The sequence below is a fragment of the Streptomyces camponoticapitis genome, assembly GCF_014646115.1.
Classification (GTDB): domain Bacteria; phylum Actinomycetota; class Actinomycetes; order Streptomycetales; family Streptomycetaceae; genus Streptomyces; species Streptomyces camponoticapitis.
The window spans coordinates 60,388-85,421 of the sequence record NZ_BMMV01000030.1; the positions used below are offsets into that span (position 1 = coordinate 60,388).

The window sequence follows — 25,034 nt, forward strand, 5'->3', positions numbered from 1 at the left end:
GTACTTTGATGGGCAAAGCCAGCCGCTGAGGGAGCAGTCTTGGCACGGAATATCGGCAGCCGGTACACCGCCCATCAGATTCTGGGGCGGGGGAGCGCCGGCACGGTGTGGCTCGGTGAGGGACCGGACGGGCCCGTCGCCATCAAGCTGTTGCGCGAGGACCTCGCCTCCGACCAGGAGCTGGTCGGGCGCTTCGTCCAGGAGCGCACCGCGCTGCTGGGACTCGACCATCCGCATGTGGTCGCCGTCCGCGACCTCGTCGTGGACGGCAACGACCTGGCGCTCGTCATGGAGCTGGTGCGCGGCACCGACCTGCGCACCCGCCTCGACCGCGAGCGCCGGCTCGCCCCCGAGGCGGCGGTCGCCGTCGTCGCCGATGTCGCCGACGGCCTCGCCGCCGCGCACGCCGCCGGGGTCGTCCACCGCGACGTCAAGCCGGAGAACATCCTGCTCGACATGGAGGGCCCGATCGGCCCCGGCGGCTCGCACCCCGCGCTGCTCACCGACTTCGGTGTCGCCAAGCTGATCGACACGCCCCGCCGTACGAAGGCGACGAAGATCATCGGTACGCCGGACTATCTGGCACCCGAGATCGTGGAGGGCCTGCCGCCGCGCGCCGCCGTCGACATCTACGCGCTCGCGACGGTCCTGTACGAGCTCCTCGCCGGCTTCACGCCCTTCGGCGGCGGCCACCCCGGAGCCGTCCTGCGCCGCCATGTCACCGAGACCGTCGTCCCGCTGCCCGGCATCCCCGACGAACTGTGGCAGCTCCTCGTCCAGTGCCTGGCCAAGGCCCCGGCCTCCCGGCTGCGCGCCTCCGAGCTGGCGGCCCGGCTCCGTGAGCAGCTTCCCCAGCTCGCCGGCATCCCCTCCCTGGAGGTGGACGAGCCCGACAGCGGGGCCACCGAGGAGGAGCGGTCGTACGGTGACGCCGACGTCCCGCAGGCGTCGGCGGGCGAGCAGCCGCGCCGCCGGGGCGCCGTCTCACTCGTCCCGGGAGCGGCCCCCGATTCCAACCGGGACACCCACACGAGCATGCGCGTCCCGGCCCCCGACGAACTGGCGGGCGGCGCGCGCGGTACGGCGAGAGCTCCGCGCGCGGCCGGCCAGCGCAGGCCCGGGTCGGCCCGCCACAAGGCGGAGGCGGTACGCAAGCGCCGTATAACGCTGGGTGTGACGGCCGTCCTGCTGGTCGCCGTCCTCGGCGTCGGCGGCTGGCTGGCGACGAGCAGCGACGGCGCGGAGCCCGATCCAGCGGGTACGACGCGGTCGGTGTCCCCGGTTCCGTAGGCCCGGGTCCGGCCGGTCGCCGGGCCCGCCGCCCCGTCCGCCGCCGGGCGGCAACCGCGGCGGCGGGGTTTCGGCGCTCAGCCGTTAGGCTGGGTGCGTGGCAGTCGTCGATGTATCCGAAGAGCTGAAGTCCCTTTCCTCGACCATGGGGTCGATCGAGGCCGTCCTTGACCTCGACAACATGAGGGCCGAGATCGCCGTCCTGGAGGACCAGGCCGCGGCGCCGTCCCTCTGGGACGATCCGGAGGCGGCGCAGAAGATCACGAGCAAGCTGTCGCACCTCCAGGCCGAGCTGCGCAAGACCGAGGCGCTCAGGGGCCGGATCGACGACGTCGAGGTGCTCTTCGAACTCGCCGAGAGCGAGGGCGACGCCGACGCCCGTCACGAGGCCGAGTCCGAACTCGCCTCGGTGAAGAAGGCGCTCGACGAGATGGAGGTCCGCACCCTCCTGTCCGGCGAGTACGACGAGCGCCAGGCGCTCGTCAACATCCGGGCCGAGGCCGGCGGCGTCGACGCGGCGGACTTCGCCGAGCAGCTCCAGCGCATGTACATCCGCTGGGCCGAGCGGCACAACTACCCGACCGAGGTCTACGAGACGTCGTACGCGGAGGAGGCCGGCATCAAGTCGACCACCTTCGTCGTGAAGGCGCCGTACGCCTACGGCACGCTCTCCGTCGAGCAGGGCACCCACCGGCTGGTCCGTATCTCGCCCTTCGACAACCAGGGGCGCCGCCAGACCTCGTTCGCGGGCGTCGAGGTGCTGCCCGTCGTCGAGTCCAGCGACCACGTCGAGATCGACGAGACCGAGCTGCGCGTGGACGTCTACCGCGCGTCGGGCCCCGGCGGCCAGGGCGTCAACACCACGGACTCCGCCGTCCGGATCACGCACATCCCCACCGGCATCGTCGTCTCGTGCCAGAACGAGCGCTCGCAGATCCAGAACAAGGCCAGCGCCATGAACGTCCTCCAGGCGAAGCTGCTCGAACGCCGCCGCCAGGAGGAGCAGGCGAAGATGGACGCGCTCAAGGGCGACGGCGGTAACTCGTGGGGCAACCAGATGCGTTCGTACGTCCTGCACCCCTACCAGATGGTCAAGGACCTCCGTACGGAGTTCGAGGTGGGCAATCCCCAGGGCGTGCTCGACGGCGAGATCGACGGCTTCCTGGAGGCCGGTATCCGGTGGCGCAAGCAGGCTGAGCGCTAGGCCACTTCGGGCGCCTTTTGCGAAGGTCAGAGCCCAACCGGGGCCCCTTGTAAGGGACTCGCTTTATCGACAAGGTAACTGCCGCCCCCGAGGCGGCAGTTCCCGTTTATGTCACAGTTACCCCGCGCGTGGCGGACAACTGACGTGAATCCGGGCATCGCGCGCGCAACGACCTTGACGCCCCTTCGAAAACTCGGAATGGTGACGCGCGGCATGCGTATTTCTGGGGCGCGTGCGCACGGGGGACCTGCACGCACGGATCTCCGACGGCCGGCCCCGGACCGCTGCACCACTCACGATCAGCTACTGGGGGTAGCAAGCACATGACCAAGAAGACGCGGATACGCGTAGCGCGGATAGCCGCCGGCGCCGTGATCGCCGCCGGTGCTTCGCTGACCGCCGCGGGCGCCGCTTCGGCCGTCGGCATCGATGTCAATGTCGGTGGCCTCAGCGCGAACGCGGATGTCAACGAGGACGGCCTGGACGTCGGCCTGGGCCTCGGCGACACCGAGGGCACCACGGAAGGCGGCACCGAGGGCACCGATGGCGGGAACACCACCGTCGGCACCACGGAGGGCACCTCCGAGGGCACCAGCGAGGGTACGTCCGAGGGCACCTCGGAGGGCACCAGCGAGGGTACGTCGGAGGGCACCTCCGAAGGGACCAGCGAGGGTACGTCCGAGGGCACCTCGGAAGGCACCTCCGAAGGGACCAGCGAAGGTACGTCCGAGGGCACCTCGGAAGGCACCTCCGAAGGTACGTCGGAGGGCACCTCCGAAGGGACCAGCGAGGGTACGTCCGAGGGCACCAGCGAGGGCACCTCCGAGGGGACCTCCGAAGGCACGTCCGAGGGCACCAGCGACGGCAGCACGTCCGACGGCGCCACCGAGGGCCAGAGCGGCGGCACCGACGAGGGCCAGACCGGTGGCGCCGACGCGGGCGCCAGCGCGGGCACCACGGGCGGGGCCGACACCGACAACGCCGGCTCCCAGCCGGTCGAGCAGGGCGAGGCCAAGGAGGAGCTGGCGGAGACCGGCGCCGCCGAGACCACGTTCCTGATCATCGGTGCCGCGACCATGATCGCCGGCGGCATCGGCTTCCGGATGCTCCCGCGTCTGGTCGGCAGCCGCGCCACGGCCGCCTGAACCATCACGGCCTGAGGCATCCCGCTACGCACGGAAGGGCCCGGACACCGCAATCGGTGTCCGGGCCCTTCCCTGTGCTCCGGAGACGGCTCAGGCCGTCTGATGCCCCACCGCCACCAGCGCCACCGCCGCTATCAGCACCACCAGCAGGGTCAGCAGCGCCACCGGGCTCAGACCGCCGAGGGGGCCCTCCTGCTCCAGCCGCTGCCTGTTGGCACGGCAGACGCGGCACCGGCCCTCGCTGACGGGTCCCGCGCAGTTGGCGCACACCAGCCGATCAAAGGTCATGCGCTCTTCTCCTCCCGCGCCGCGGAGCCGCGGGCACTCTCGCTCCGCTCAACGCTCCGGGAAACACCACCGTTCCCCGTACCACTGTGCCAGCTCCCGCTCGTTTCGGCGCGCCCCGTCGGATTACACCCGGTCCGTCCCCACTGGCGGCCGGTCGGCATCCGTGATAAATCACCCATGCCCGGACCAACCCCGGCGGCCGACTGCGCGCCCCTCGCCGGTTCGCGTAAGGTCTCGCTCACCTACTCCCGGCCGACCGTGGTGCACCCGTGATCCGATTCGACAACGTCTCCAAGACCTATCCGAAGCAGAACCGCCCCGCCCTGCGCGATGTCTCACTCGACATCGAGAAGGGGGAATTCGTCTTCCTCGTGGGCTCGTCGGGTTCCGGCAAGTCGACCTTCCTGCGTCTCGTCCTGCGTGAGGAGCGCGCCAGCCACGGCATGGTGCACGTCCTCGGCAAGGACCTCGCGCGGCTGTCGAACTGGAAGGTACCGAGCATGCGCCGTCAACTCGGCACGGTCTTCCAGGACTTCCGCCTCCTGCCGAACAAGACCGTCGCGCAGAATGTCGCCTTCGCTCAGGAAGTCATCGGCAAGTCCCGCGGCGAGACGCGTAAATCCGTCCCCCAGGTCCTCGATCTCGTCGGTCTCGGCGGCAAGGAGGACCGGATGCCCGGTGAACTCTCCGGTGGTGAGCAGCAGCGCGTCGCGATCGCGCGGGCCTTCGTCAACCGCCCCATGCTGCTGATCGCGGACGAGCCGACCGGCAACCTCGACCCGCAGACCTCCGTCGGCATCATGAAGCTGCTGGACCGCATCAACCGCACCGGCACGACCGTGGTGATGGCGACACACGACCAGAACATCGTCGACCAGATGCGAAAGCGTGTGATCGAGCTCGAAAAGGGCCGTCTCGTGCGAGACCAGGCGCGAGGCGTCTACGGCTACCAGCACTGAGCATCGCGAAGAGCATCGAAAGCTGAAAGGACGCCATGCGCGCCCAGTTCGTCCTGTCGGAGATCGGCGTCGGTCTCCGCCGAAATCTGACGATGACGTTCGCCGTCATCATTTCCGTAGCCCTCTCGCTCGCGCTGTTCGGCGGCGCACTGCTCATGCGCGAGCAGGTCAGCGTGATGAAGGACTTCTGGTACGACAAGGTCAACGTCTCGATCTTCCTGTGCAACAAGGGAGACGCCGAGACCACCGACAAGTGCGAGAAGGGCCCGGTCACCGCGGATCAGCGGAAGACCATCGAGACCGATCTCAAGAAGATGGAGATCGTCGACGAGGTCTACCACGAGTCGGCCGACGAGGCGTACAAGCACTACCGCGAGCAGTACGGCGATACGCCCATCGCCGGGATGATCACCCCGGACCAGATGCAGGAGTCGTTCCGGGTCAAGCTGGAGGACCCGGAGAAGTACAAGGTGGTGGCAACCGCCTTCGAGGGCAGGGACGGTGTGCAGTCCGTCGCGGACCAGCGCAACATCCTGGAGAACCTCTTCAATCTGATGCAGGGCATGAACGTCGCCGCGCTCGGGGTGATGGCGCTGATGCTTGTCATCGCCCTGATGCTGATCGTGAACACCGTCCGGGTGTCCGCGTTCAGCAGACGCCGGGAGACCGGCATCATGCGGCTGGTGGGAGCGTCGAGCTTCTACATCCAGATGCCGTTCATCATGGAGGCCGCGTTCGCCGGGCTGATCGGCGGCGTCGTCGCCTGCGTCCTGCTCCTGGCCGGGCGTTACTTCCTGATCGACGGCGGCATCGCGCTCGAGGACAAGATGCAGCTCGTCAACTTCATCGGCTGGGACGCCGTACTGGCCGTCCTGCCACTGGTGTTGGTCATCGGTCTGCTCATGCCGGCGGTTGCGGCCTCTGTCGCGTTGCGCAAGTACCTCAAGGTGTGACGATCGCCCCTGGCGTCGTCTCGCCAAGCCGCTCTGCGGCGCCGGGGGTTGTCCTAGACTCGTCGCCATGCCGGGCCACGAAAATCGCCTCAGGCCCCACGGTGTCTACCGCGGGGCGGCCCTGACCTTGCTGTTCGCGAGCGTGCTCGCCACCGCCGCGGCCACCGACTCGCTGCCTCGCGCCGACGAGGAGGCCGCCCGGATAAGCACCCGTTCCGTCGCCTCCACCGCGGACAAGGACGAGGTCACCAGGGCCGCCGCCGAAGCCATGGCCGACGGGAAGTCCGCCACCGAGGCCGCCGAGGACGTCGTCAGCCGCAGCGGTGACCGCTGGGGCGCGGTCTACGACAAGGGTGAGTACGAGGAGTTCGAGCAGGCCCTCGACGGCAAGTACACCGGGGTCGGTCTCTCGGCCAAGCGGCTGGCCGACGGCCGGATCGCCGCGAGCAAGGTCCAGCCGGGCGGCCCCGCCGCACGGGCCGGCATAAGGGCCGGTGACATCCTCCGTACGATCGACGGCGAGCCGGTCGGCCGGCGCCCCGTGACCGAGGTCGTCGCGCTGCTGCGCGGGGACGGCACGGACCGCGACACCGGCCGTTCCCAGGACGCGCCCGAGGGCACCACCGTCGTCCTCGGGCTCTCGCGCGACGGCCACCAGTGGACCGAGACGCTGCGCCGGGCCAGCCTCAGTACCGACGCCGTCACGTTCGACACCGGCCCCGACGGGGCGCTCGTGATCAAGGTCGCCGCCTTCACCAAGGGCAGCGGCAAGCAGGTCAGGGACGCCGTCCTGGAGGCGCCCAGGGGCGCGGGCGTCCTGCTCGACCTGAGGGGGAACGCGGGCGGGCTGGTCACCGAGGCCGTCCAGGCGGCCTCCGCCTTCCTCGACGGCGGCCTCGTCGCCACGTACGACGTCGAGGGCGAGCAGCGCTCCCTGTACGCGGACCCGGGCGGTGACACCGAGCGGCCCGTGGTGGCTCTCGTCGACGGCGGCACGATGAGCGCCGCCGAGCTGGTCACCGGGGCCCTCCAGGACCGCGGCCGGGCGATCACGGTCGGTTCTCCCACCTTCGGCAAGGGTTCCGTACAGATGCCGAGCCGGCTGCCGGACGGTTCCGTGGCGGAGCTCACGGTCGGGCACTACCGGACACCGGCCGGTCACAAGGTCGACGACAAGGGCATTACACCCGACCTGGTGGTGGCCGCGGAGGCCCAGGAACGGGCCCGCACAGTATTGAGTGGCCTCGGAGGCGGGTCGTAGTGCGAAAATGAACGCACTATGGCAAAGGAAAAGGACACAGGGCGCAAGCTGGTCGCGCAGAACAAGAAGGCGCGGCACGACTACCTCATTCTGGACACCTACGAGTGCGGTCTCGTGCTGACAGGTACCGAGGTCAAGTCGCTGCGCCAGGGACGCGCCTCCCTGGCGGACGGCTTCGTACAGATCGACGACCACGAGGCATGGCTGCACAACGTGCATGTGCCCGAGTACACCCAGGGCACCTGGACCAACCACTCGGCGCGGCGCAAGCGGAAGCTGCTGATGCACCGCATCGAGATCGACAAGCTGGAGCAGAAGTCGAACGAGTCCGGTCACACGATCGTGCCGCTGGCTCTCTACTTCAAGGGCGGCCGGGCCAAGATCGAGATCGCGCTGGCGAAGGGCAAGAAGGAGTACGACAAGCGTCAGACCCTGCGTGAGAAGCAGGACCGGCGCGAGACGGAGCGCGCGGTCTCGGCCGTTCGCCGCCGCCAGCGGGCCTGATCGCCCGGCGGGTGGCCCCTCCGGGCGGAATAAGGTGGCCGTGCCCGGCGTTGGTCACGTACGATGGATGTTGTCCCGCACAGCAGGGACGGCGTTTGAAAAATCAACATGGGGATGATCGGTTTCGACAGCGGATGTCGAGGCAGGGGAAGCGAGTCGAGGAAGCGGCAATGATCTCGTTAACCATATGTCGCAAACAATAATCGCCAATTCCAAGCGCGATTCCTCCACCTTCGCTCTCGCTGCTTAATTAGCAGCTAGCGAAGACTCCGTGGAGTGTCGGCCCGGGAGTGTTCCCGACCCGGATCCTGGCATCAATTAGGGAACTAAACCACCGTGTTCGGTCACGGGGCACGGTGGGAAATCAAACAGTGACTGAGCCCGTCGGAGACTTGTTCGCGTGATCTCCGGGGCCGAGAAAAGCGCAGCGAACTGCACTCGGAGAAGCCCTGGTTCCGCACCGTTGGACGCGGGTTCGATTCCCGCCATCTCCACAGTTCCCATGTGAGGCGAAGGCCCCGCTGCCCTGGTGGCAGCGGGGCCTTCGCCGTGCGCATGAACGGGCAGGGGGCATTTTTCCCTCAAGAGTGGCCGTTCGGCAACGAAGTCGTACAGACGCCTAACAACTGCTGAAGTGGGCGCACGGGTGTGGTCGCCGTGCGCTACATTCTGGGTCCGGGTGCAAGTGGTGGGGGGCGCTCGGTTCGGGTGGGGGCCCGGCCGGCGGCCGTATTCCGGCCGGATTTCATGCACGCACCCAGTGATCCTGTGTGGGGGATGTGCGTACAGCAGTGAACAATTGGCGAGAAGATGCCCAAAAGGGGCATACGCATGAGCCGATGGACGTCACCGTCGAGCTCGACGGTCTGGGGCGGCAGCTCTCCGAGCTGCCCGGCCCGGACACCGAGGCCGACGGCGGATCCGCGGCGCACGCCGCGGACGGCACCGACCGTCCCGTCTTCGTCGATGCCAGCGGTCGGCGGAGCAAGAAACTCCGGCGCCTCGGCTGGGTGTTGGCGATAGCCAGCGCCTGTTACGCCGTCGCCCTGGTCGCCTCCCTGATGGGCGGCAATTCCAGCGCTCCCTGGCTCCAGATACCCGGCGTCGGTGACAAGCGCGACTCGGACAAGGTCGAGATACAGCCGCCCCCGAAGGACCGGCCCACCGTGGTGGCCACGCCGGGTGCCGGGGGCCTCGACCCAAGCCCGACGGAGTCCGTCGCCGGCTCGCGGACGCCGACCGGCGCGAGTACCGGAGCCTCGGACGGGCCGGACCCGTCCGGCTCGCCCTCCGGGAAGACCGACCCGGACCCGAAACCCGGTAAGCCCGATCCGAAGCCGGACCCCGGCGACCCGGATCCGGATCCGGGTGACCCCGACCCCGATCCCGACCCCGGTGAGTCCGACCCGGGCACGGTCGATCCCGGTCCGGACACCGATCCCGACCCCAGTCCCACGGACTCGACGCCCGTCGATCCACCCGTCGATCAGGACGGCCAAGGCACAGCCGCGGAAGGCGCCCAGTAGAAATGAACCCTTCTGGCAGACGGGCCCCGTCCCACAAGCACGGTCGGACTCAGCGGAAGCCGGGGCGCGTCGCCGGACGCAGACTGCCCATGCGCTATCTGCTGCCCTCGCTGCTCCTCGTGGCCCTGCTCGCGATGCTGATGCTCCGCGGCTATGTGCACAGCGAGATCCTCGCGGACCATCGCGTACGCCCGCCGGCCCCGACCAACCAGGTGCCCGACCGGATACTGGGCGGCGGCCCGGTCATAGACGCGCGCGGGACGACCACCGCCAAGGCGCTCAGGATTCCCGACCGCAAGCTCGTGCTGACCTTCGACGACGGACCCGACCCGGAGTGGACGCCCAAGGTCCTCGACAAGCTGAAGGAGTACGACGCGCACGCCGTCTTCTTCGTCACCGGCACGATGGCCTCGCGCCATCCGGAGCTGGTGCGGCGGATGGTCGACGAGGGCCACGAGATCGGTCTGCACACCTTCAACCACCCCGACCTCGCCTACCAGTCCGAGTCCCGGATCGAGTGGGAGCTGACCCAGAACCAGCTGGTGCTCGCGGGCGCGGCCGGCATCCGTACGTCCCTGTTCCGGCCGCCGTACTCCTCCTTCGCGGACGCGATGGACAACAGGTCCTGGCCGGTCGCCGAGTACATCGGCGGCCTCGGCTACATCACCGTGCTCAACAACACGGACAGCGAGGACTGGAAACGGCCGGGCGTCGGTGTGATCACCCGTAACGCCACGCCGAAGAGCCCGCGCGGCGCGATCGTGCTGATGCACGACTCCGGCGGGGACCGTTCGCAGACCGTTGCCGCGCTGGACGACCTCCTGCCGACGATGCAGGACAAGGGGTACGAGTTCGCCAACCTGACCGAGGCGCTGGGCGCCCCGAGCGCCCATACGCGTGTCTCCGGTGTCGAACTCCTCCAGGGCAAGGCCTTCGTCGGCGCCGTCGCCGTCTCCGAGGCCACCACCAGCGCACTGGTCGCCGGGCTCGCCGTGATCGGCGTGCTGGTCATCGGGCGGTTCGGACTGATGCTGGTGCTCTCCTTCGCGCACGCGCGCAAGGTGCGCGGACGCGGCTTCAGTTGGGGCGAGCCGGTCACCGAACCGGTGACGGTGCTCGTGCCCGCGTACAACGAACGCGAGTGCATTGCCAACACGGTCCGCTCCCTGATGGAGAGCGACCATCCCATCGAGGTCATCGTCATCGACGACGGCTCGACGGACGGGACGGCGGACATCGTCGAGGCGATGTGGCTCCCGAACGTCCATGTCGTACGGCAGGTCAACGGCGGCAAGCCCGCCGCCCTCAACAACGGCATCGCGCACGCCAGTCACGACATCGTCGTGATGATGGACGGCGACACCGTCTTCGAGCCGTCCACCGTGCGTGAGCTGGTCCAGCCGTTCGGCGATCCGAGGGTCGGGGCCGTCGCCGGCAATGCCAAGGTCGGCAACCGCGACAGCCTCATCGGCGCCTGGCAGCACATCGAGTATGTGATGGGCTTCAATCTGGACCGCCGTATGTACGACCTGCTGGGCTGCATGCCCACCATTCCCGGCGCCGTCGGGGCCTTCCGCCGCCAGGCCCTGGAGCGGGTCGGCGGGATGAGCGAGGACACCCTCGCCGAGGACACCGACATCACCATGGCCATGCACCGCGACGGCTGGCGGGTCGTGTACGCGGAACGGGCCCGTGCGTGGACCGAGGCGCCCGAGTCCGTGCAGCAGTTGTGGTCCCAGCGCTACCGCTGGAGCTACGGCACGATGCAGGCGATCTGGAAGCACCGGCGCGCGGTGATCGAGCGGGGGCCCTCGGGGCGCTTCGGCCGCGTCGGACTGCCGCTGGTGTCGCTGTTCATGGTTCTGTTCCCGCTGCTGGCGCCGCTCATCGACGTCTTCCTGCTGTACGGCCTGGTCTTCGGCCCGACCAGGAACACCGTCGTCGCGTGGCTGGGTGTGCTGGCCGTACAGGCGGTCTGCGCCGCGTACGCCTTCCGGCTCGACCGTGAGCGCATGATCCATCTGATCTCGCTGCCACTCCAGCAGATCCTCTACCGGCAGCTCATGTACGTGGTGCTGCTCCAGTCCTGGATCACCGCCCTCACCGGCGGCCGGCTCCGCTGGCAGAAGCTGCGCCGCACGGGCGCCGTGGAGGCGCCGGGGTCCACCGCCGGCCGGCGGCGCGAGGACGTCCGGGGGCCGGTGGCATGACCGAGGGCTCCGCCGACGGCGGGCGCCCGTCCGGGCGTGACCGCTATCTCGACCTTCTGCGTACGGTGGCGCTCGGCCGGGTGGTGATCTACCACATCTTCGGCTGGGCCTGGCTGACGGTCCTCTTCCCGTCCATGGGTGTGATGTTCGCGCTCGCGGGCTCGCTGATGGCCCGCTCGCTCGGCGGCCGGCCGACGTCGGATGTCGTCCGGGGCCGGATGCGCAGGCTGCTGCCGCCGATGTGGGTGTTCGGGCTGGTCGTCGTCCCGTTGATGTTGGTGATGGGCTGGCGGGCGGCCGGTGACGAGGGCCTCTGGTGGTTCCTCAAGACGGCCAACTATCTGTTCCCGGTCGGGGCGCCGCCGTTCCCGGCGGAGAGCGGCGACGCCGGCGGGCTGCTCGAACAGGACTGGGCCGAACAGGCGGTGGGTCCGCTCTGGTACATCCGTACCTATCTCTGGTTCGTCCTGGCCTCGCCGCTGCTGCTGTGGGCCTTCCGGCGGGCGCCGTGGGCGACGCTGCTCGCTCCGCTCGCGCTGACGGCGGTCGTCGGCACCGGACTGGTGGAGATCCCCGGCGAGACGGGCGAGGCGCTCACGGACTTCGCGGTCTACGGCGCGTGCTGGGTGCTCGGCTTCGTCCACCACGAGGGCCTGTTCGAGCGACTGCCGCGGTACATCACGGTCTCGCTGGCCTCCTTCGCCATGGTCTTCGGCATCTGGTGGGCCTCGGGGCATCTCACCGAGGAGGGCTGGAACCTGGACGAGATCCCGCTGGCCCAGGCGACCTGGTCGCTCGGTTTCTGCGCGATCCTGCTCCAGTACGCGCCCTCCTGGCGGCGACTGCCAGGAAAACTCGCCCGGTTCGACTCCACCATCACGCTCGCCAACAACCGTGCCGTGACGGTCTATCTCTGGCACAACCTGCTGATCATGGCGACCTTCCCGGTCATCGACCTGCTCTACGACGCCCCCGTGCTGTCCGCCCACGGTGACCTGGTGGACCGGCTGTATCCGGTGCTGCCGCTGGTCCTGGTCTGGCCGTTGCTGGCTCTCGCGATCCTCGCCTTCGGGTGGGTCGAGGACCTGGCGGCGAAACGGCGGCCGAGGCTCTGGCCGAACGGCCGTGGCGGCTCGGGCACTTCCGGCGGCCAAGGCGGCTCAGGCGGCCAAGGCGGCCCGGTCGGCTCGAAGGGGTCGCACCGCTCCGGGCCTGCCGCCTCCAGGCGCCAAGCGCCGCCCGCGCACGCGGGCTCGCCGGACCGTCGCTGACCCTCGGCCCCGGCGGGCGGCGGCAGTGTCATGTACGCGGCAAAAGCGGGCCGCCGCCGCCCGCCTCCGAGATGGCGCACGGCGGCGAGAAACAAGGCCAGGACCCCCTTCCGCTTTCCCCCGGCGGAAGGGGAGCCTCGTACCCGTCCGGCCGGTACGTCTCGTACCCGGCCGGTACGCCGTCCCGTACGCGACCGGTACGGGACCGGGACGAGCCGCACAGGAGTGACACCGTGACCGACACCTCCACCGACCCGGACACCCCCGCCACCGACGCCGAATGGCACGTGGACGACCGCTGCACCGACTGCGACGTGTCCCGCCAGCTCGCGCCGGGCCTGATCGCCGCCGTCGGCGGCCGGTCCGTCGTGGTCCGCCAGCCGCGCGACGCGGCGGACGAACGGCGGCTGCACGCGGCCGCCTTCGCCTGCCACACCCGCTCCGTCCGCCCGCCGTCGGGCCGCCGGCTCGGTCCGGAGCTCGACCCGTACCCGATGCCGCTCGACACCACCGTGCGCCTCTGCGGACACAACGCACCCATGACCGCCGCCGCCAACTCCTACCTGGTCCGGCGCCCGTCCGGGAGCCAGGTCATGGTGGACACCCCGCGCTGGAGCGAGGCGCTCGCGGTCCGATTCGAGGCGTTCGGACCCGTCTCCGACGTCCTGCTCACCCACCGGGACCACGCGGCGCACGGGCGCGCGTACGCCGACCGGTTCGGCGCCCGGCTCTGGATCCACGAGGGCGACCTCGACGCCGCGCCGGACGCCGACCAGGTGCTGAGGGGCACCGAGGCCGTCGAGATCACCGACGGGGTCGTCGCCCACCCGCTGCCCGGCCACACGCGCGGCAGCGTGGTCTACGTCGCCGACGAGCGGTACTGCTTCAGCGGCGACAGCTTCTACTGGTCCCGCACCACCGGCGACATCGAGGTGGTCGAGAACGTCACCTGGTACTCCATCGAGGAGCTGGCCGCCTCCCTCGCCCGTACCGTCGACGCCCTCCGTTTCGAGTGGCTGCTCCCGGGCCACGGCGACCGCAATCACTTCACGGCCGCCGAGGCGGACCGCCGTATGCGGGCCCTCGCGACCCGCACCGCGGCCCTGCGTCCCCGGCCGGTCGACTTCACGGCGACGCGCTGGTGAACGCGTCCGGGGGCGGGCTCACAGCCGCGCCCGCCCCCGGGTGAGAGCAAGGTTGCGTGCCGGTCATCTCGGGGCACGGCGGCGAAACGCGGCGTCCCTACGGTCGGGAGTCTTCGAACCGCACCGTCAGTGGAGGCGCGATGACTGGCCCGACGATCACCGATGCGGCACGCGGCGCCCGGGGAGGGCGATGGATCGAGCGCTGGGATCCGGAGGACCCTGGCTTCTGGGAGCGGACGGGCCGCCGGACCGCCCGGCGCAATCTGCTCTTCTCCGTGCTGTCCGAGCACATCGGATTCTCCATCTGGACCCTCTGGTCGGTGATGGTGCTGTTCATGGGCCCCGAGTACGGCGTCGACCCGGCAGGGAAGTTCTTCCTCATCGGCACGGCCACCTTCGTCGGCGCGCTCGTACGGATCCCGTACACCTTCGCCGTCGCCCGCTTCGGCGGACGCAACTGGACCGTCGTCAGCGCCCTGTTGCTGCTTCTGCCGACCGGCGCCGCCTACGCGGTGATGGAGCCGGGGACCTCGTACACCACCTTCATGGCCGTCGCCGCGCTCACCGGCCTCGGCGGCGGCAACTTCGCCTCCTCCATGACGAACATCAACTCCTTCTTCCCGCTGCGCGAGAAGGGCTGGGCGCTCGGCCTCAACGCGGGCGGCGGCAACGTCGGCGTACCGGTCGTGCAGCTCGTCGGGCTGCTGGTGATCGGGACGGCCGGCGCCACGCATCCCCGGATCGTGCTCGCCGTGTATCTGCCGCTGATCGTCGCCGCCGCCGTCTGCGCCGCGCTGTTCATGGACAACCTGGCACCGGTGCGCAACGACACCGGGGCCGCCGGGGAGGCCGTACGCGACCGGCACACCTGGATCATGGCCGTGCTCTACATCGGCACGTTCGGCTCCTTCATCGGCTACAGCTTCGCCTTCGGGCTGGTGCTCCAGACCCAGTTCGGGCGTACGCCGCTGGAGGCGGCGTCCCTGACCTTCGCCGGCCCGCTGCTCGGCTCGCTGGTGCGGCCCGTCGGCGGCAGGCTCGCCGACCGGCACGGCGGCGCCCGCATCACCCTGTGGAACTTCGCCGGGATGGCGGCGGCGACCGTCGTGGTGATCTTCGCCTCGACGACCGGGTCGCTGCCCGTCTTCCTCGTCGGCTTCACCGCGCTGTTCCTGCTCAGCGGCCTGGGCAACGGCTCGACGTACAAGATGATCCCCGGCATCTTCCGGACGCGGGCCCTGGCCAGGGGCATGACGGGGGAGGCGGCGGAGCGGTACGGGCGCAGGCTCTCCGGCGCCTCCATGGGACTGATCGGTGCCGTCGGCGCCCTCGGCGGGCTCGGGGTGAACCTTGCCTTCCGGCAGTCCTTCCAGCAGTCGGCGGGCACCGGCACCGCCGCGTTCGTCTCCTTTCTCGGCTTCTACGCGGTGTGCTCGGCGCTCACCTGGGCGGTATACCTTCGGAAGCGGACGGCCGGGCCGGCGACGGAGGCGGACACCGGAGCCGGGGGCGGCATGCGGCGCGGTCTCGATTACGCGGGGGTGTGAGCCCGGCTCCGCGTCGGAGCCGTACGGACGAGAGAGCGGGACACCAGACCATGTCCGAACAGCAGCAGCACGGCCCACTCGCCGGATTCACCGTCGGGGTCACCGCCGCCAGGCGCGCGGACGAACTGGGGGCGCTGCTCACGCGGCGCGGCGCGGTCGTCGTGCACGCCCCGGCCCTGCGTATCGTGCCGGTCTCCGACGACACCGAACTCCTCTCCGCCACCAAGGAGTTGATAGCGGCCCCGCCCCATGTGGTGATCGCGACGACGGCCATCGGCTTCCGCGGCTGGGTGGAGGCGGCCGACGGCTGGGGCCACGGCCAGGACCTCCTCGACACTCTGCGCGGCACCGAACTGCTGGCGCGCGGGCCGAAGGTGAAGGGCGCGATCCGCGCCGCCGGGCTGACCGAGGAGTGGTCGCCCGAGTCCGAGTCCATGGCCGAGGTGCTGGACCGGCTGCTGACCGAGGGCGTCGAGGGTCGCCGGGTGGCGCTCCAGCTGCACGGCGAGCCGCTGCCCGGATTCGTGGAGGCGCTGCGGGCCGGTGGCGCCGAGGTCGTCGTCGTACCGGTCTACCGCTGGATGCCGCCCGAGGACATCGCGCCCGTCGACCGGCTCATCGAGGCGACCGTCGCGCGCGCCCTGGACGCGGTCACCTTCACCAGCGCGCCCGCCGCCGCCTCGCTGCTCTCCCGGGCCAGGGAGCGCGGGCTGCTGGCCGGCCTGGTCGACGCGCTCCACCACGACGTGCTCGCCGCCTGCGTCGGGCCCGTCACCGCCCTGCCGCTCCAGGAGCACGGCATCGACACCGTCCAGCCCGAACGCTTCCGCCTGGGCCCGCTCGTCCAGGTCCTCTGCCTCGAACTGCCGGGCCGTACCCGCACCTTGACCGTCGCGGGCCGCCGCTTCGAGATACGTGGCCACGCGGTGCTGCTGGACGACGGCCTGAGGCCCGTACCGCCCGCCGGGATGGCCCTGGTGAACGCGCTCGCCAAGCGCCCGGGCTGGGTGGTCTCGCGGGCGGATCTGCTGCGGGCCCTGCCGGGCGCGGGCAGTGACGAGCACGCCGTCGAGACGGCCATGGCCCGGCTCCGTACGGCACTTGGGGCGCCGGAACTGATCCAGACGGTCGTCAAACGCGGCTACCGGCTCGCGCTGGACCCGGCGGCCGGCACGAAGTACGGGGGCGCGTGACGTTACCGGGACACCGGCTGTGACCAGGGACGCATGACCGTCCGTCGATCGAGGTCACCGCTGCGGTATCGAACCGGAACCAGGGCGTCTATTTTAAGCGGATGGTCAACGACTCTCCCCAGCTCAGGCCCGCGCGGGCGGAGGACGCCGCCGCACTCGCCGAGGCGCTCCTGCGCAACAGGGACCACATGGCTCCCTGGTCGCCCTACCGCCCGGCCGACTTCTTCACCCCGGAGGCGCAGGCCACCCTGCTGACCGACCCCTCCGCCCTGCGCTGGGTCTTCGTCGACGGGCCCGACGTCGTGGGCCAGGCCACCCTCTCCACCCTCGTCCTCGGGCCGTTCCGCAGCGCCGGGCTCGGCTACTGGACCGACGCCGCGTACACCGGACGCGGCCTCGCCACCCGCGCCGTGGAGGAGGTCTGCCGGGCCGCCCTGGAGGATCTGGGGCTGCACCGGATCGAGGCCAGCACGATGCCGTCCAACATCGGCTCGCAACGGGTCCTCGGCAAGTGCGGGTTCGAGCTGATCGGGACGGCGCCGCGCTATCTGCACATCGACGGGGCCTGGCGCGACCACCATCTCTTCCAGCGGATCCTGCACGACGGGCCGCCGAACAACGCGCTGTAGGGCGGCGGGAGGACGGCACCGTGAAACCGGCCGGACCGTGAGACCGGCGGCGCCGTAAAACCCTAAGAGGGCCTTCCGGGGGCCGGGGTTCCGTCCCGCGCCCGGAATTCACCGGCCGAGGTTGAAGTGAGTTGCCTCCGGAGGGGTGCCGGAGACCTTACGGGGCATGCACTCTGGGGAGTAGGCGGCAGTACGGTACCGAGGCGGTGACAGGCACATGACTACGGGCGTGGGCTCGTACGAGTGGAGATTCGACTCCGGGCGCGTCTGCCTGGATCTGGTGGCCACCGGCGAGCCGGACCCGAAGGGGTTCGACGAAGGGCCACGGGCCGACGACGCGGGACTACTCGGCAGCTGGCTCACCGGCTCGGGCCTCGTACCCCCCGGTACCCCGCTCGTCGGCGTCGACACCGGCTGGGTCCGGCGCTTCGCGGAACTGCGCGACTGTGTGGGCCAGTTGGTGCGCGCCGAGATCGACGGACGGTACGCGGCAGCCGCGCTGGACCGCGTCAACGCGATCGCGGCCGGTGCGCCGCCCGGGATCCGCGCGGTACGTGAGCCGGGCGGCGGCCTCGTCCGGACGCTGAGCGACGAGCCCGAATGCGGGGCGCTGCTCGCGGCGGTGGCCAGGGACACGGTGGACCTGCTGACCGATCCGGTCGCACGGGAGCGGCTGCGCCAGTGCGAGGGAGACAGCTGCCGGCGTGTGTACTTGGACACCTCGCGCGGGCGCCGGCGCCGCTGGTGCTCCAGCGAGGTGTGCGGCAACAGGGAGCGGGTCGCGAGGCACCGCCGCCGGGCGGCGCTCGCCCGCGCCTGAGCCCTGCCTGGTCCGGGCCCCGGCGCCGGGCCCTGACACCCCCCGTAAAAGATCTTGAAAGATTTCCGCTGCGGCGTTGAGCAGATCTTCCCACCGGCCCGTAAGTCACCGTGATGGGAACAAGCAGCCGTCTCAAGGTCTCGACCCGGGAGGTTCAGGTGCGCAAGGATGCGGCCGTGGCCGACGACCGACCTCACCGGGCCCGGCACCGGAGCGAGGCACAGCGCACCAACACCTCCGTCCCCGACGAGGAGCTGATGCGAGCCCTCTACAGGGAACACGCCGGACCGCTGCTCGCCTACGTCCTGCGCCTCGTCGCGGGTGACCGGCAACGGGCCGAGGATGTCGTGCAGGAGACGCTCATCCGTGCCTGGAAGAACGCCGGTCAGCTCAATCGGGCGACCGGCTCTGTCCGACCCTGGCTGGTGACGGTCGCTCGGCGCATCGTCATCGACGGTCACCGCAGCCGGCAGGCCCGGCCGCAGGAGGTCGACCCGTCGCCGCTGGAGGTCATGCCCGCGGAGGACGAGATCGACAAGGCGTTGTGGCTGATGACGCTCTCTGATGCCCTCGATGATTTGACCCCCGCCCACCGGGAAGTTCTGGTGGAGACGTACTTCAAGGGACGCACGGTCAACGAGGCCGCCGAGACGCTCGGTATACCCAGTGGGACCGTGCGCTCGCGTGTGTTCTACGCACTGCGGTCCATGAAGCTCGCGCTGGAGGAGAGGGGGGTCTCGGCATGACGACGTACGAGCAGTCCGGGCAGGGCGACGGCACGACCGCGCACGACGCGGCGGCGGCGTACGTGCTCGGCATTCTGGACGAGGCCGACGCCACCGCCTTCGAGGCGCACCTCGCCGGCTGCCACATCTGCGCGCTCCATCTGGAGGAGTTCGCGGGGATGGAGCCGATGCTGGCCATGCTGGCGGACAATCCCGACCCGGTCGGGCAGTCGTCGCCGTTCGGCAGATCCGATCCCTTCGGCCGGCCCGCCGCCGTCCCCTCCGCCTCCCCGTTCGGACGCGCCGCCGCGCCCGCGCCGCCGACGGCGCCCGCCGTCACGGTGCAGCCCAGCCCGCGGCTGCTCGACCGGCTCGTCGACGAGGTCGCGGTCAAGCGTGCCAAGCGCAGGCGCCGCTCGATGTATCTGGTGGCCGCGGCCGCCGCGCTGGTGATCGGCGGTCCCGCCGTGGCGGTCGTCGCCACCGCCGGCGACGGTGGCACGAGCAACCAGGCCGGGGACCCGCACCCCACCAGTCCCGCCGAGGACGCCTTCTTCGAGCACATGGCGGAGAAGGTCGAGGCCACGGACCCCACGACGAAGGTCAGCGCGACCGTCGGCATGGAGCCCAAGGGCTGGGGGACGCATGCCGTCCTGGAGCTGAAGAACGTCAAGGGGCCGCTGAAGTGCAGCCTCATCGCCGTGTCCAAGACGGGCGAGGAGGAGATCGTCACCTCCTGGGCCGTGCCGAAGTGGGGATATGGCATTCCGGACAGCACGCACGACGTGGCGAAGAACCCGCTGTACGTGCACGGTGGCTCGGCGATGGAGCGGAACGACATCGACCACTTCGAGGTCCGGACATTTGACGGCAAGCGTCTGGTGGAGGTCGAGGCCTGACATACCCGCCCCCTTCGCGTACGGTTGACGGCTGCCCAGTGCACGTCAGAAGGGGGCCTCGGTGGCCGCGCAGGATGCCGCTGTTGAATCCGCCGGATCGGTTGTCGATCCCGTACGGGACAAGGGAAACGACGCCATAAGCGACCCCGTCCACGCGACGGGGAAGGCCCCCGCGCACCCCGCGGGGGCCGACTCCGTGCGCGACCGCGAGATCGGCGTCGAGCAGGAACATCTCGACCAGGTCTACCGCCGTCTCGAAGAGAAGATCGACGAGGCGGAATTCCTGATGAACGACGCCGCCAAGCGCGGTCAGGTCGGCACACCAGGCGCGCTCGCCGAACGCGACGCGCAGGTGTTCCGGGCCGGAATCCATCTCAACCGGCTCAACAACGAATTCGAGGACTTCCTCTTCGGGCGGGTCGACCTGCTGCCCGGCAAGGACGGCAAGAAGGGCCCGGACGGCGCGTACACCTCCGTCGAGCCCGCCGACGACGCCGTACGCGACGACGACACCGCCGACATCGCCGAGACGCTGCACATCGGCCGTATCGGAGTCCTGGACTCCGACTACTCGCCGCTGGTCATCGACTGGCGCGCGCCGGCGGCCGCGCCGTTCTACCGCTCGACACCCGTCGACCCCGGCCGTGTCGTACGGCGCCGTGTCATCCGCTCCAAGGGCCGCAAGGTCCTCGGCGTCGAGGACGACCTGATGCGCCCGGAGCTGACCGCGTCGCTGAACGGCGCCGCGCTCCCCGTCATCGGCGACGGCGCGCTGATGGCGGCCCTCGGCCAGGCCCGCAGCCACACCATGCGGGACATCGTCTCCTCCATCCAGGCCGAGCAGGACCTGGTGATCCGGGCGCCCGCCGCGTCCGTCACCGAGGTGTCGGGCGGTCCCGGCACCGGCAAGACCGCCGTCGCGCTGCACCGCGCCGCCTATCTGCTGTACCAGGACAGGCGGCGGTACGCGGGCGGCATCCTCGTCGTCTCACCGACGCCGCTGCTCGTCGCGTACACGGAAGGCGTGCTGCCGTCCCTGGGGGAGGAGGGGCAGGTCGCGATCCGCGCGGTCGGATCGCTCGTGGACGGCGCGGAGGCCACCGCGTACGACGAACCCGCCGTGTCCCGCGTCAAGGGCTCGGCGCGCATGCTCAAGGTGCTGCGCAAGGCGGCGCGCGGGGCCCTGGAGGGGGACAGGGCGCCCGCCGGGGGCCGCGGTGGGCGTGGCGGCCGGGGAGACGGGCAGCTCTCCTTCGGCGGCGACGACAGCGGTGATGGGGACCCGTCGGGCGGGTCCGGGCGGCCCCTGACACCCACCCGGCTGCGGGTGGTCGCGCTCGGCCGCCGCCTGGAGCTCGAATCCGACGAGCTGCACCGCATCAGGCAGTCCGTCCTCACCGGCACCGCCCCCGTCAACCTGCTGCGCCCACGCGCCCGGAAGCTGCTGCTCGACGCGCTCTGGGCGAAGTCCGGCGCGGCGTCGCGTGCCGGGGACTACGTGGCCACGGGCGACGCCCAGCTGGCCGCCGAACTGCGCAGCGGCTTCGACGAGGACGTGGCGTCCGAGGACAGCTTCATCGAGTTCCTGGACGCCTGGTGGCCCGAACTCACCGCGCGCGGAGTGCTCGCGGCGATGGCCGACGAGCGCCGGCTCGGCCGCTGGGCCCGCCGTATCCTCAACCCGGCCGAGACCAGGAAGGTCGCCCGCTCCCTGCGGCGCGCCGGCCCCGACGGCACCGGGCCGCTGTCCGTGCACGACGTGGCGATCCTCGACGAGCTGGAGCAGCTGCTCGGCTCACCGCCCCGCCAGCGCAAGCGCCGCGAGCTGGACCCGCTGGACCAGCTGACCGGGCTCGAAGAGCTGATGCCGCAGCGCGAGGAGTCGCAGCGGGAGCGCGCGGAACGGCTCGCGGCGGAGCGTACGGAGTACGCCCACGTCATCGTGGACGAGGCGCAGGACCTCACCCCGATGCAGTGGCGGATGGTCGGCCGCCGTGGCCGGCACGCCACCTGGACGGTGGTCGGCGACGCCGCGCAGTCGTCCTGGTCGGACCCGGACGAGGCGGCCGAGGCACGCGACGAGGCCCTGGGCAACCGTCCGCGCCGCCAGTTCACCCTCACCGTGAACTACCGCAACCCGGCCGAGATCGCGGCCCTCGCCGCCAAGGTGCTCGCCCTCGCGATGCCGGGCATGGAGTCCCCGGCCGCCGTCCGCTCCACGGGCGTCGAGCCGCGCTTCAGCGCCGTGCGCGACGGTGACCTGGCCCGGACCGTACGGGAGGAGGCCGCGCGCCTCCTGGACCGCGTCGACGGCACGATCGGCGTGGTCGTGGCCATGAGCCGCCGGGAACAGGCGGCACGCTGGCTGGCGGGGCTCGGCGACCGGGTGGTGGCCCTCGGCAGCCTGGAGGCGAAGGGGCTGGAGTACGACGCCACGGTGGTCGTCTCGCCGGCCGAGATCGCCGACGAGTCCCCGGCCGGACTGCGGGTGCTCTACGTGGCCCTCACCCGGGCGACGCAGCAGCTGACGGTCGTCTCCGCGGACCGCGACGACCCCGACGAGCAGGGAGTTCCCGACCTCCTCAGAGAATGATCCGGAAGTCAACTCAAGCGCGGGAATCACTTTCCCGGGTGGCTTTGTTAGCCTGGTGTTGGCACCGACCCGATCCAAGCCCCCGGGCCCAACCTTCGTCGCTTCGAGCGACCACTTGCCGCGAGGCGAGCATGGCGGGTCGGTGTCATCTTTGCTGTAGAAGAGTGTGCAGGTAGAAGGCTACTTGGGAGCCCTTCAGCCCCGAACCTCGGGTTGGAGGGCTCCCCTTCTTTGATCTTGAGAGTCCACTTCCAGTCCACATAGCCGAGTGACCAGGCCGACCCCCCGAATGAGTGAGAGGGGGTGCGTGCCTGTTCCATCTATGCGGCGCGTCGCCTAGCGTCGTGATCTCCGGGGAGGGCGCGCGGCATAGCGCAGTCCCTGATGCGCCCCCCAGCCAAGACCGGTGGGGAAGAAGTCGGCGGGACCTGGTCCCGCTGGTGGAGCTTCGACTCCACTGGGTTCGCCCCCGCCGATACACACGGCGGGGGCGTTCTGCTTCCGACAGTAGAACGCCCCGGCCTCAAAAGAGACCGGGGCGGGACGCCTTGACTAGGTCTTGGCGTCACACGGCCGAGACGGCGGATGCACTACGCCACCCCGGCCGAGCTTTCAAGATCACAAAAAGCATGTCTGCGCAGGCTGACTAATGATCTTGTGGGCAGAAGCGTTTGTCCAGTGCCCCGCGAGCCCGACCCTGAGTGGGTCACCGAGAAGCGCAGAGCCATCGGCGCGCGCGTCCGCGCCGAGCGCGAGTACGCCAACCTCACGCAGGAGCGCCTTGAGGAACTGGCCGGCGTGAAGCGGCTCACGATCCAGAACATCGAGTCCGGCTCGACCGATGCGCGTATCAGCTGGCTGCTGCGCATCTCTCGCGCATTAGGCATCCCCGCCAGTAACCTGCTCGCCGAGTGACTCGGGGGTTCCCCGCCCGCCGCGCTTGCTCCACCGCACACGGCGGGCGGGAGCCTCCGATGCCCTGCGGCAGGGTCTGAGCCGGGACTGAATCAGAGTCAATCTCACGTTCCCGGATTCCGAAAGGGTCATGCCGAACCTGTTTCACACGCCACGCACACCCCGTGTGGGGCGGGTAACGGCACGTCAGGCCGTGGGTAGAGCCCTCAAGCCTCGTCCTTCGCCCGGCTCCACGCCGCCTTGAGCTCGACGGCCTTCGGGCAGTCGACGCCGGGGGTGCGGCAGGTGGTCTCGCACAGCTCCACCGTGTGGCGGATGTACTTTCGCCAGGCGGTTTCGGCGCGCACTTCCGGGCTGACGGCAACGGCCTGGCGTTGGCCTGGTTCTCCACTCTCCTGGTCGACCTGGTCGTCGGTAGAATCCGCCATGGCGATGCCTTCCCGCGTCGTCCATACCCCCGGGCCGGTCGCACGGCTGCGGGGGTTTCCTGTGTTCCAGGTCACCGCAGTGTACTGCGGTCTACTGCGGTCGCGTGGTGTACTGCGGTTACCTAGCGTCGGTGCCATGAGTGCTGATCTTGACCGGACGCGGCCGATCTGGCGGCAGGTGGCGGCGGTCATTCAGGGCCGCATCGAGGACGGCACGTATCCGGTCGGGTCGAAGGTTCCCTCGGTCGTGGAGCTGTCGGCGGAGTTTGAGGTTGCCGCGGCGACCGCCCAGAAGGCGCTGGGTCACCTGAAGGGCGAGGGTCTGGTGCGCACGGAGGTTGGGCTCGGGTCCTTCGTTGCCGAGCCCCCGTCGGCCGGCTGACCCGCCCGGCGTAGCCTCCGGCCGTGGTGAACATCGAGATCCCTGATGGCCTGCTTCAGCTCCAGCGTGCGGCGAATGCGGCCCACCGGGAGGCGACGGCGGGCGGTTACTCCCCAGGGGCGTGGCGGCCGTGGCTGGACGCGTCAGAGGCGGTCCAGCGGGCCGTGACGGAGCGCGCGGCGGCGACCGCCGGGGTGAGCCGGTACGAGCTGGAGATGGCCGTCAAGGCGGCCGCGCGGGAAGCCGACGAGGCTACGGCCTGATCACTTTCGAGGCTCCTCGAAAGTGATAAGCGTTTTCAGTAGACGCGCGCCCGTAGAGCGATCACCGGACGCAGCTCCGCCCCCGTCCGGTGCATCACGCCGGGCGGGGGCGGTGAGAAATCCCCTGTTTCGCGGGCCCGCAGGCCCTGGGGTTAGTGCGACCAGTCTACGGGTGGGCGCTGACAGCGGGGCGGGTCAGACGCTGTCGGCCTGGGAGCGCATGCGCTTCGCCCACGTGTAGACGTAGTAGCGCCCAAGCTTGCTGTGTGAGAGCCCGTACCCGTTCAGGCTTCTTGGTGGGTACGGGCAGGCGATGCGCTCCTCGCCTCCATCCAGCGGCCCACCCCAATAGCGCACCGCGTAAGACCCTGCTTCGACTTCCTGCTCGGGCGTCACGGGATTCCCTTCGGGTTCGGCCTCGCCGCCGACGGGGGTGGCGGCGGCGAGGCCACTGTCAGTGTGGCAGTAGGCGCCGACAGATCGGGAGGCTTCGGGCGATCCGGCTGGGCTTAGTATCGAACACATGTCCGACCTGCCGCCTGCTGAACGCCTCGCCAAGCTCCGCACCCTGGAGGCGTGGCTGGACTGGCAGCTGTACGACACCCGGCGGAAGATCCACGCCCTCGAACAAGCCCCCACCGGCCCGGCCAGCTACGTGGTCGAGCCGAAACGCCACCCCACACACCCGGAGCCGGCGCGCATTCACCTCGCCGACTGCACCATGCCGCAGCGGAAGACGCTGCCCATTGAGGCGAGCGCGGCCCGGCTCGGGCTCACGGAAGATCCTGGGAGCGTGGCAGCGTGCGAGTTCTGCGCGCCGGAGCGGAGGCTCGCGAACGACGGGGCATGACGAAGGCCCCGCCAGTGCGCAGCACACGGCGGGG

Annotated in this window: 24 protein-coding genes and 1 other RNA gene; 23 read left to right on the forward strand and 2 right to left on the reverse strand. The window is 70.3% G+C overall.

Annotated features, from left to right (window positions below):
* Nucleotides 1-39 precede the first annotated feature (39 nt).
* The 3 genes from IEY79_RS32505 (at nt 40) to IEY79_RS32515 (ending at nt 3,639) form a co-directional block, all read left to right on the forward strand.
* Entirely contained in the window at nt 40-1,290 is a 1,251-nt protein-coding gene (locus IEY79_RS32505; protein ID WP_189111240.1) for a serine/threonine-protein kinase, read from the forward strand.
* Nucleotides 1,291-1,387: 97 nt separating this feature from the next.
* On the forward strand, nt 1,388-2,494 hold the full coding sequence (prfB, locus tag IEY79_RS32510; protein ID WP_189111241.1) for a peptide chain release factor 2: 1,107 nt from the start codon (nt 1,388-1,390) through the stop codon (nt 2,492-2,494).
* A 323-nt stretch (nt 2,495-2,817) separates the two neighbouring features.
* The gene (locus tag IEY79_RS32515; RefSeq protein ID WP_189111242.1) at nt 2,818-3,639 is read left to right on the forward strand and encodes a hypothetical protein; all 822 of its coding nucleotides are present in this window, start codon (nt 2,818-2,820) and stop codon (nt 3,637-3,639) included.
* Between the two features lie 90 nt (nt 3,640-3,729).
* On the opposite strand, the gene IEY79_RS32520 is transcribed toward IEY79_RS32515, so the two are convergent.
* On the reverse strand, nt 3,730-3,927 hold the full coding sequence (locus tag IEY79_RS32520; RefSeq protein WP_189111243.1) for a hypothetical protein: 198 nt from the start codon (nt 3,925-3,927) through the stop codon (nt 3,730-3,732).
* A gap of 269 nt (nt 3,928-4,196) precedes the next feature.
* Between IEY79_RS32520 and ftsE the strand changes: the two genes are divergently transcribed.
* The 17 genes from ftsE (at nt 4,197) to IEY79_RS32605 (ending at nt 23,077) form a co-directional block, all read left to right on the forward strand.
* Entirely contained in the window at nt 4,197-4,886 is a 690-nt protein-coding gene (gene ftsE / locus IEY79_RS32525) for a cell division ATP-binding protein FtsE (RefSeq protein ID WP_078077079.1), read from the forward strand.
* A 35-nt stretch (nt 4,887-4,921) separates the two neighbouring features.
* Nucleotides 4,922-5,839 carry a permease-like cell division protein FtsX gene (gene ftsX / locus IEY79_RS32530; RefSeq protein ID WP_189111244.1) on the forward strand — a complete coding sequence of 306 codons (918 nt, stop codon included), beginning with the start codon at nt 4,922-4,924 and terminating at the stop codon, nt 5,837-5,839.
* A gap of 67 nt (nt 5,840-5,906) precedes the next feature.
* The gene (locus IEY79_RS32535) at nt 5,907-7,100 is read left to right on the forward strand and encodes a S41 family peptidase (RefSeq protein ID WP_189111245.1); all 1,194 of its coding nucleotides are present in this window, start codon (nt 5,907-5,909) and stop codon (nt 7,098-7,100) included.
* 18 nt (nt 7,101-7,118) lie between these two features.
* A complete protein-coding gene (smpB, locus tag IEY79_RS32540; protein WP_078077082.1) occupies nt 7,119-7,604 on the forward strand; it encodes an SsrA-binding protein SmpB in 486 nt (161 codons plus the stop codon).
* 110 nt (nt 7,605-7,714) lie between these two features.
* Nucleotides 7,715-8,101, forward strand: a transfer-messenger RNA (tmRNA) gene (gene ssrA / locus IEY79_RS32545).
* Nucleotides 8,102-8,443: 342 nt separating this feature from the next.
* The gene (locus IEY79_RS32550; protein ID WP_189111246.1) at nt 8,444-9,130 is read left to right on the forward strand and encodes a hypothetical protein; all 687 of its coding nucleotides are present in this window, start codon (nt 8,444-8,446) and stop codon (nt 9,128-9,130) included.
* A gap of 89 nt (nt 9,131-9,219) precedes the next feature.
* Nucleotides 9,220-11,340 carry a bifunctional polysaccharide deacetylase/glycosyltransferase family 2 protein gene (locus IEY79_RS32555; RefSeq protein ID WP_189111247.1) on the forward strand — a complete coding sequence of 707 codons (2,121 nt, stop codon included), beginning with the start codon at nt 9,220-9,222 and terminating at the stop codon, nt 11,338-11,340.
* Nucleotides 11,337-12,611, forward strand: a complete 1,275-nt coding sequence (locus IEY79_RS32560) for an acyltransferase family protein (RefSeq protein WP_189111248.1) — start codon at nt 11,337-11,339, stop codon at nt 12,609-12,611. The genes IEY79_RS32555 and IEY79_RS32560 overlap by 4 nt, the downstream gene beginning before the upstream one ends.
* A gap of 233 nt (nt 12,612-12,844) precedes the next feature.
* A complete protein-coding gene (locus IEY79_RS32565; RefSeq protein ID WP_229701319.1) occupies nt 12,845-13,756 on the forward strand; it encodes an MBL fold metallo-hydrolase in 912 nt (303 codons plus the stop codon).
* A 140-nt stretch (nt 13,757-13,896) separates the two neighbouring features.
* Complete coding sequence (locus IEY79_RS32570; protein WP_189111250.1) at nt 13,897-15,303, forward strand: nitrate/nitrite transporter; 1,407 nt, start codon at nt 13,897-13,899, stop codon at nt 15,301-15,303.
* 50 nt (nt 15,304-15,353) lie between these two features.
* Nucleotides 15,354-16,496, forward strand: a complete 1,143-nt coding sequence (locus tag IEY79_RS32575) for a uroporphyrinogen-III synthase (protein ID WP_189111251.1) — start codon at nt 15,354-15,356, stop codon at nt 16,494-16,496.
* 101 nt (nt 16,497-16,597) lie between these two features.
* A complete protein-coding gene (locus IEY79_RS32580) occupies nt 16,598-17,125 on the forward strand; it encodes a GNAT family N-acetyltransferase (RefSeq protein WP_189111252.1) in 528 nt (175 codons plus the stop codon).
* Between the two features lie 217 nt (nt 17,126-17,342).
* Nucleotides 17,343-17,945 carry a CGNR zinc finger domain-containing protein gene (locus IEY79_RS32585; protein WP_189111253.1) on the forward strand — a complete coding sequence of 201 codons (603 nt, stop codon included), beginning with the start codon at nt 17,343-17,345 and terminating at the stop codon, nt 17,943-17,945.
* A gap of 113 nt (nt 17,946-18,058) precedes the next feature.
* Nucleotides 18,059-18,691 carry a sigma-70 family RNA polymerase sigma factor gene (locus IEY79_RS32590; protein WP_229701320.1) on the forward strand — a complete coding sequence of 211 codons (633 nt, stop codon included), beginning with the start codon at nt 18,059-18,061 and terminating at the stop codon, nt 18,689-18,691.
* Nucleotides 18,688-19,569: an anti-sigma factor family protein gene (locus IEY79_RS32595; protein ID WP_189111255.1), complete on the forward strand. Its 882-nt coding sequence runs from the start codon at nt 18,688-18,690 to the stop codon at nt 19,567-19,569. Before IEY79_RS32590 ends, IEY79_RS32595 begins: the two co-directional genes overlap by 4 nt.
* 136 nt (nt 19,570-19,705) lie before the next feature.
* The gene (locus tag IEY79_RS32600; RefSeq protein WP_229701327.1) at nt 19,706-22,162 is read left to right on the forward strand and encodes a HelD family protein; all 2,457 of its coding nucleotides are present in this window, start codon (nt 19,706-19,708) and stop codon (nt 22,160-22,162) included.
* Nucleotides 22,163-22,840: 678 nt separating this feature from the next.
* Nucleotides 22,841-23,077 carry a helix-turn-helix domain-containing protein gene (locus IEY79_RS32605; protein WP_229701321.1) on the forward strand — a complete coding sequence of 79 codons (237 nt, stop codon included), beginning with the start codon at nt 22,841-22,843 and terminating at the stop codon, nt 23,075-23,077.
* A 206-nt stretch (nt 23,078-23,283) separates the two neighbouring features.
* On the opposite strand, the gene IEY79_RS32610 is transcribed toward IEY79_RS32605, so the two are convergent.
* Nucleotides 23,284-23,505 (reverse strand): hypothetical protein, encoded by a 222-nt coding sequence (locus IEY79_RS32610; protein WP_189111257.1) that lies wholly within the window; start codon nt 23,503-23,505, stop codon nt 23,284-23,286.
* A 136-nt stretch (nt 23,506-23,641) separates the two neighbouring features.
* Between IEY79_RS32610 and IEY79_RS32615 the strand changes: the two genes are divergently transcribed.
* The 3 genes from IEY79_RS32615 to IEY79_RS32625 all read left to right on the forward strand — a co-directional run bounded on the left by IEY79_RS32615 (nt 23,642) and on the right by IEY79_RS32625 (nt 25,000).
* On the forward strand, nt 23,642-23,887 hold the full coding sequence (locus IEY79_RS32615; RefSeq protein ID WP_189111258.1) for a GntR family transcriptional regulator: 246 nt from the start codon (nt 23,642-23,644) through the stop codon (nt 23,885-23,887).
* Between the two features lie 23 nt (nt 23,888-23,910).
* On the forward strand, nt 23,911-24,150 hold the full coding sequence (locus IEY79_RS32620) for a hypothetical protein (protein WP_189111259.1): 240 nt from the start codon (nt 23,911-23,913) through the stop codon (nt 24,148-24,150).
* Between the two features lie 523 nt (nt 24,151-24,673).
* Nucleotides 24,674-25,000, forward strand: coding sequence for a DUF6233 domain-containing protein (locus IEY79_RS32625; RefSeq protein WP_189111260.1), 327 nt, complete (start codon nt 24,674-24,676; stop codon nt 24,998-25,000).
* Nucleotides 25,001-25,034: the final 34 nt, after the last annotated feature.

Bases quoted from the DNA above. Each gene is read 5' to 3' on its own strand.
- IEY79_RS32515 (WP_189111242.1), top strand. From the start codon at position 2,818: ATGACCAAGAAGACGCGGATACGCGTAGCGCGGATAGCCGCCGGCGCC.
- IEY79_RS32520 (WP_189111243.1), bottom strand. From the start codon at position 3,927: ATGACCTTTGATCGGCTGGTGTGCGCCAACTGCGCGGGACCCGTCAGC.
- ftsX (WP_189111244.1), top strand. From the start codon at position 4,922: ATGCGCGCCCAGTTCGTCCTGTCGGAGATCGGCGTCGGTCTCCGCCGA.
- IEY79_RS32535 (WP_189111245.1), top strand. From the start codon at position 5,907: ATGCCGGGCCACGAAAATCGCCTCAGGCCCCACGGTGTCTACCGCGGG.
- smpB (WP_078077082.1), top strand. From the start codon at position 7,119: ATGGCAAAGGAAAAGGACACAGGGCGCAAGCTGGTCGCGCAGAACAAG.
- IEY79_RS32550 (WP_189111246.1), top strand. From the start codon at position 8,444: ATGGACGTCACCGTCGAGCTCGACGGTCTGGGGCGGCAGCTCTCCGAG.
- IEY79_RS32555 (WP_189111247.1), top strand. From the start codon at position 9,220: ATGCGCTATCTGCTGCCCTCGCTGCTCCTCGTGGCCCTGCTCGCGATG.
- IEY79_RS32560 (WP_189111248.1), top strand. From the start codon at position 11,337: ATGACCGAGGGCTCCGCCGACGGCGGGCGCCCGTCCGGGCGTGACCGC.
- IEY79_RS32570 (WP_189111250.1), top strand. From the start codon at position 13,897: ATGACTGGCCCGACGATCACCGATGCGGCACGCGGCGCCCGGGGAGGG.
- IEY79_RS32575 (WP_189111251.1), top strand. From the start codon at position 15,354: ATGTCCGAACAGCAGCAGCACGGCCCACTCGCCGGATTCACCGTCGGG.
- IEY79_RS32580 (WP_189111252.1), top strand. From the start codon at position 16,598: ATGGTCAACGACTCTCCCCAGCTCAGGCCCGCGCGGGCGGAGGACGCC.
- IEY79_RS32585 (WP_189111253.1), top strand. From the start codon at position 17,343: ATGACTACGGGCGTGGGCTCGTACGAGTGGAGATTCGACTCCGGGCGC.
- IEY79_RS32590 (WP_229701320.1), top strand. From the start codon at position 18,059: ATGGGAACAAGCAGCCGTCTCAAGGTCTCGACCCGGGAGGTTCAGGTG.
- IEY79_RS32595 (WP_189111255.1), top strand. From the start codon at position 18,688: ATGACGACGTACGAGCAGTCCGGGCAGGGCGACGGCACGACCGCGCAC.
- IEY79_RS32610 (WP_189111257.1), bottom strand. From the start codon at position 23,505: ATGGCGGATTCTACCGACGACCAGGTCGACCAGGAGAGTGGAGAACCA.
- IEY79_RS32615 (WP_189111258.1), top strand. From the start codon at position 23,642: ATGAGTGCTGATCTTGACCGGACGCGGCCGATCTGGCGGCAGGTGGCG.
- IEY79_RS32625 (WP_189111260.1), top strand. From the start codon at position 24,674: ATGTCCGACCTGCCGCCTGCTGAACGCCTCGCCAAGCTCCGCACCCTG.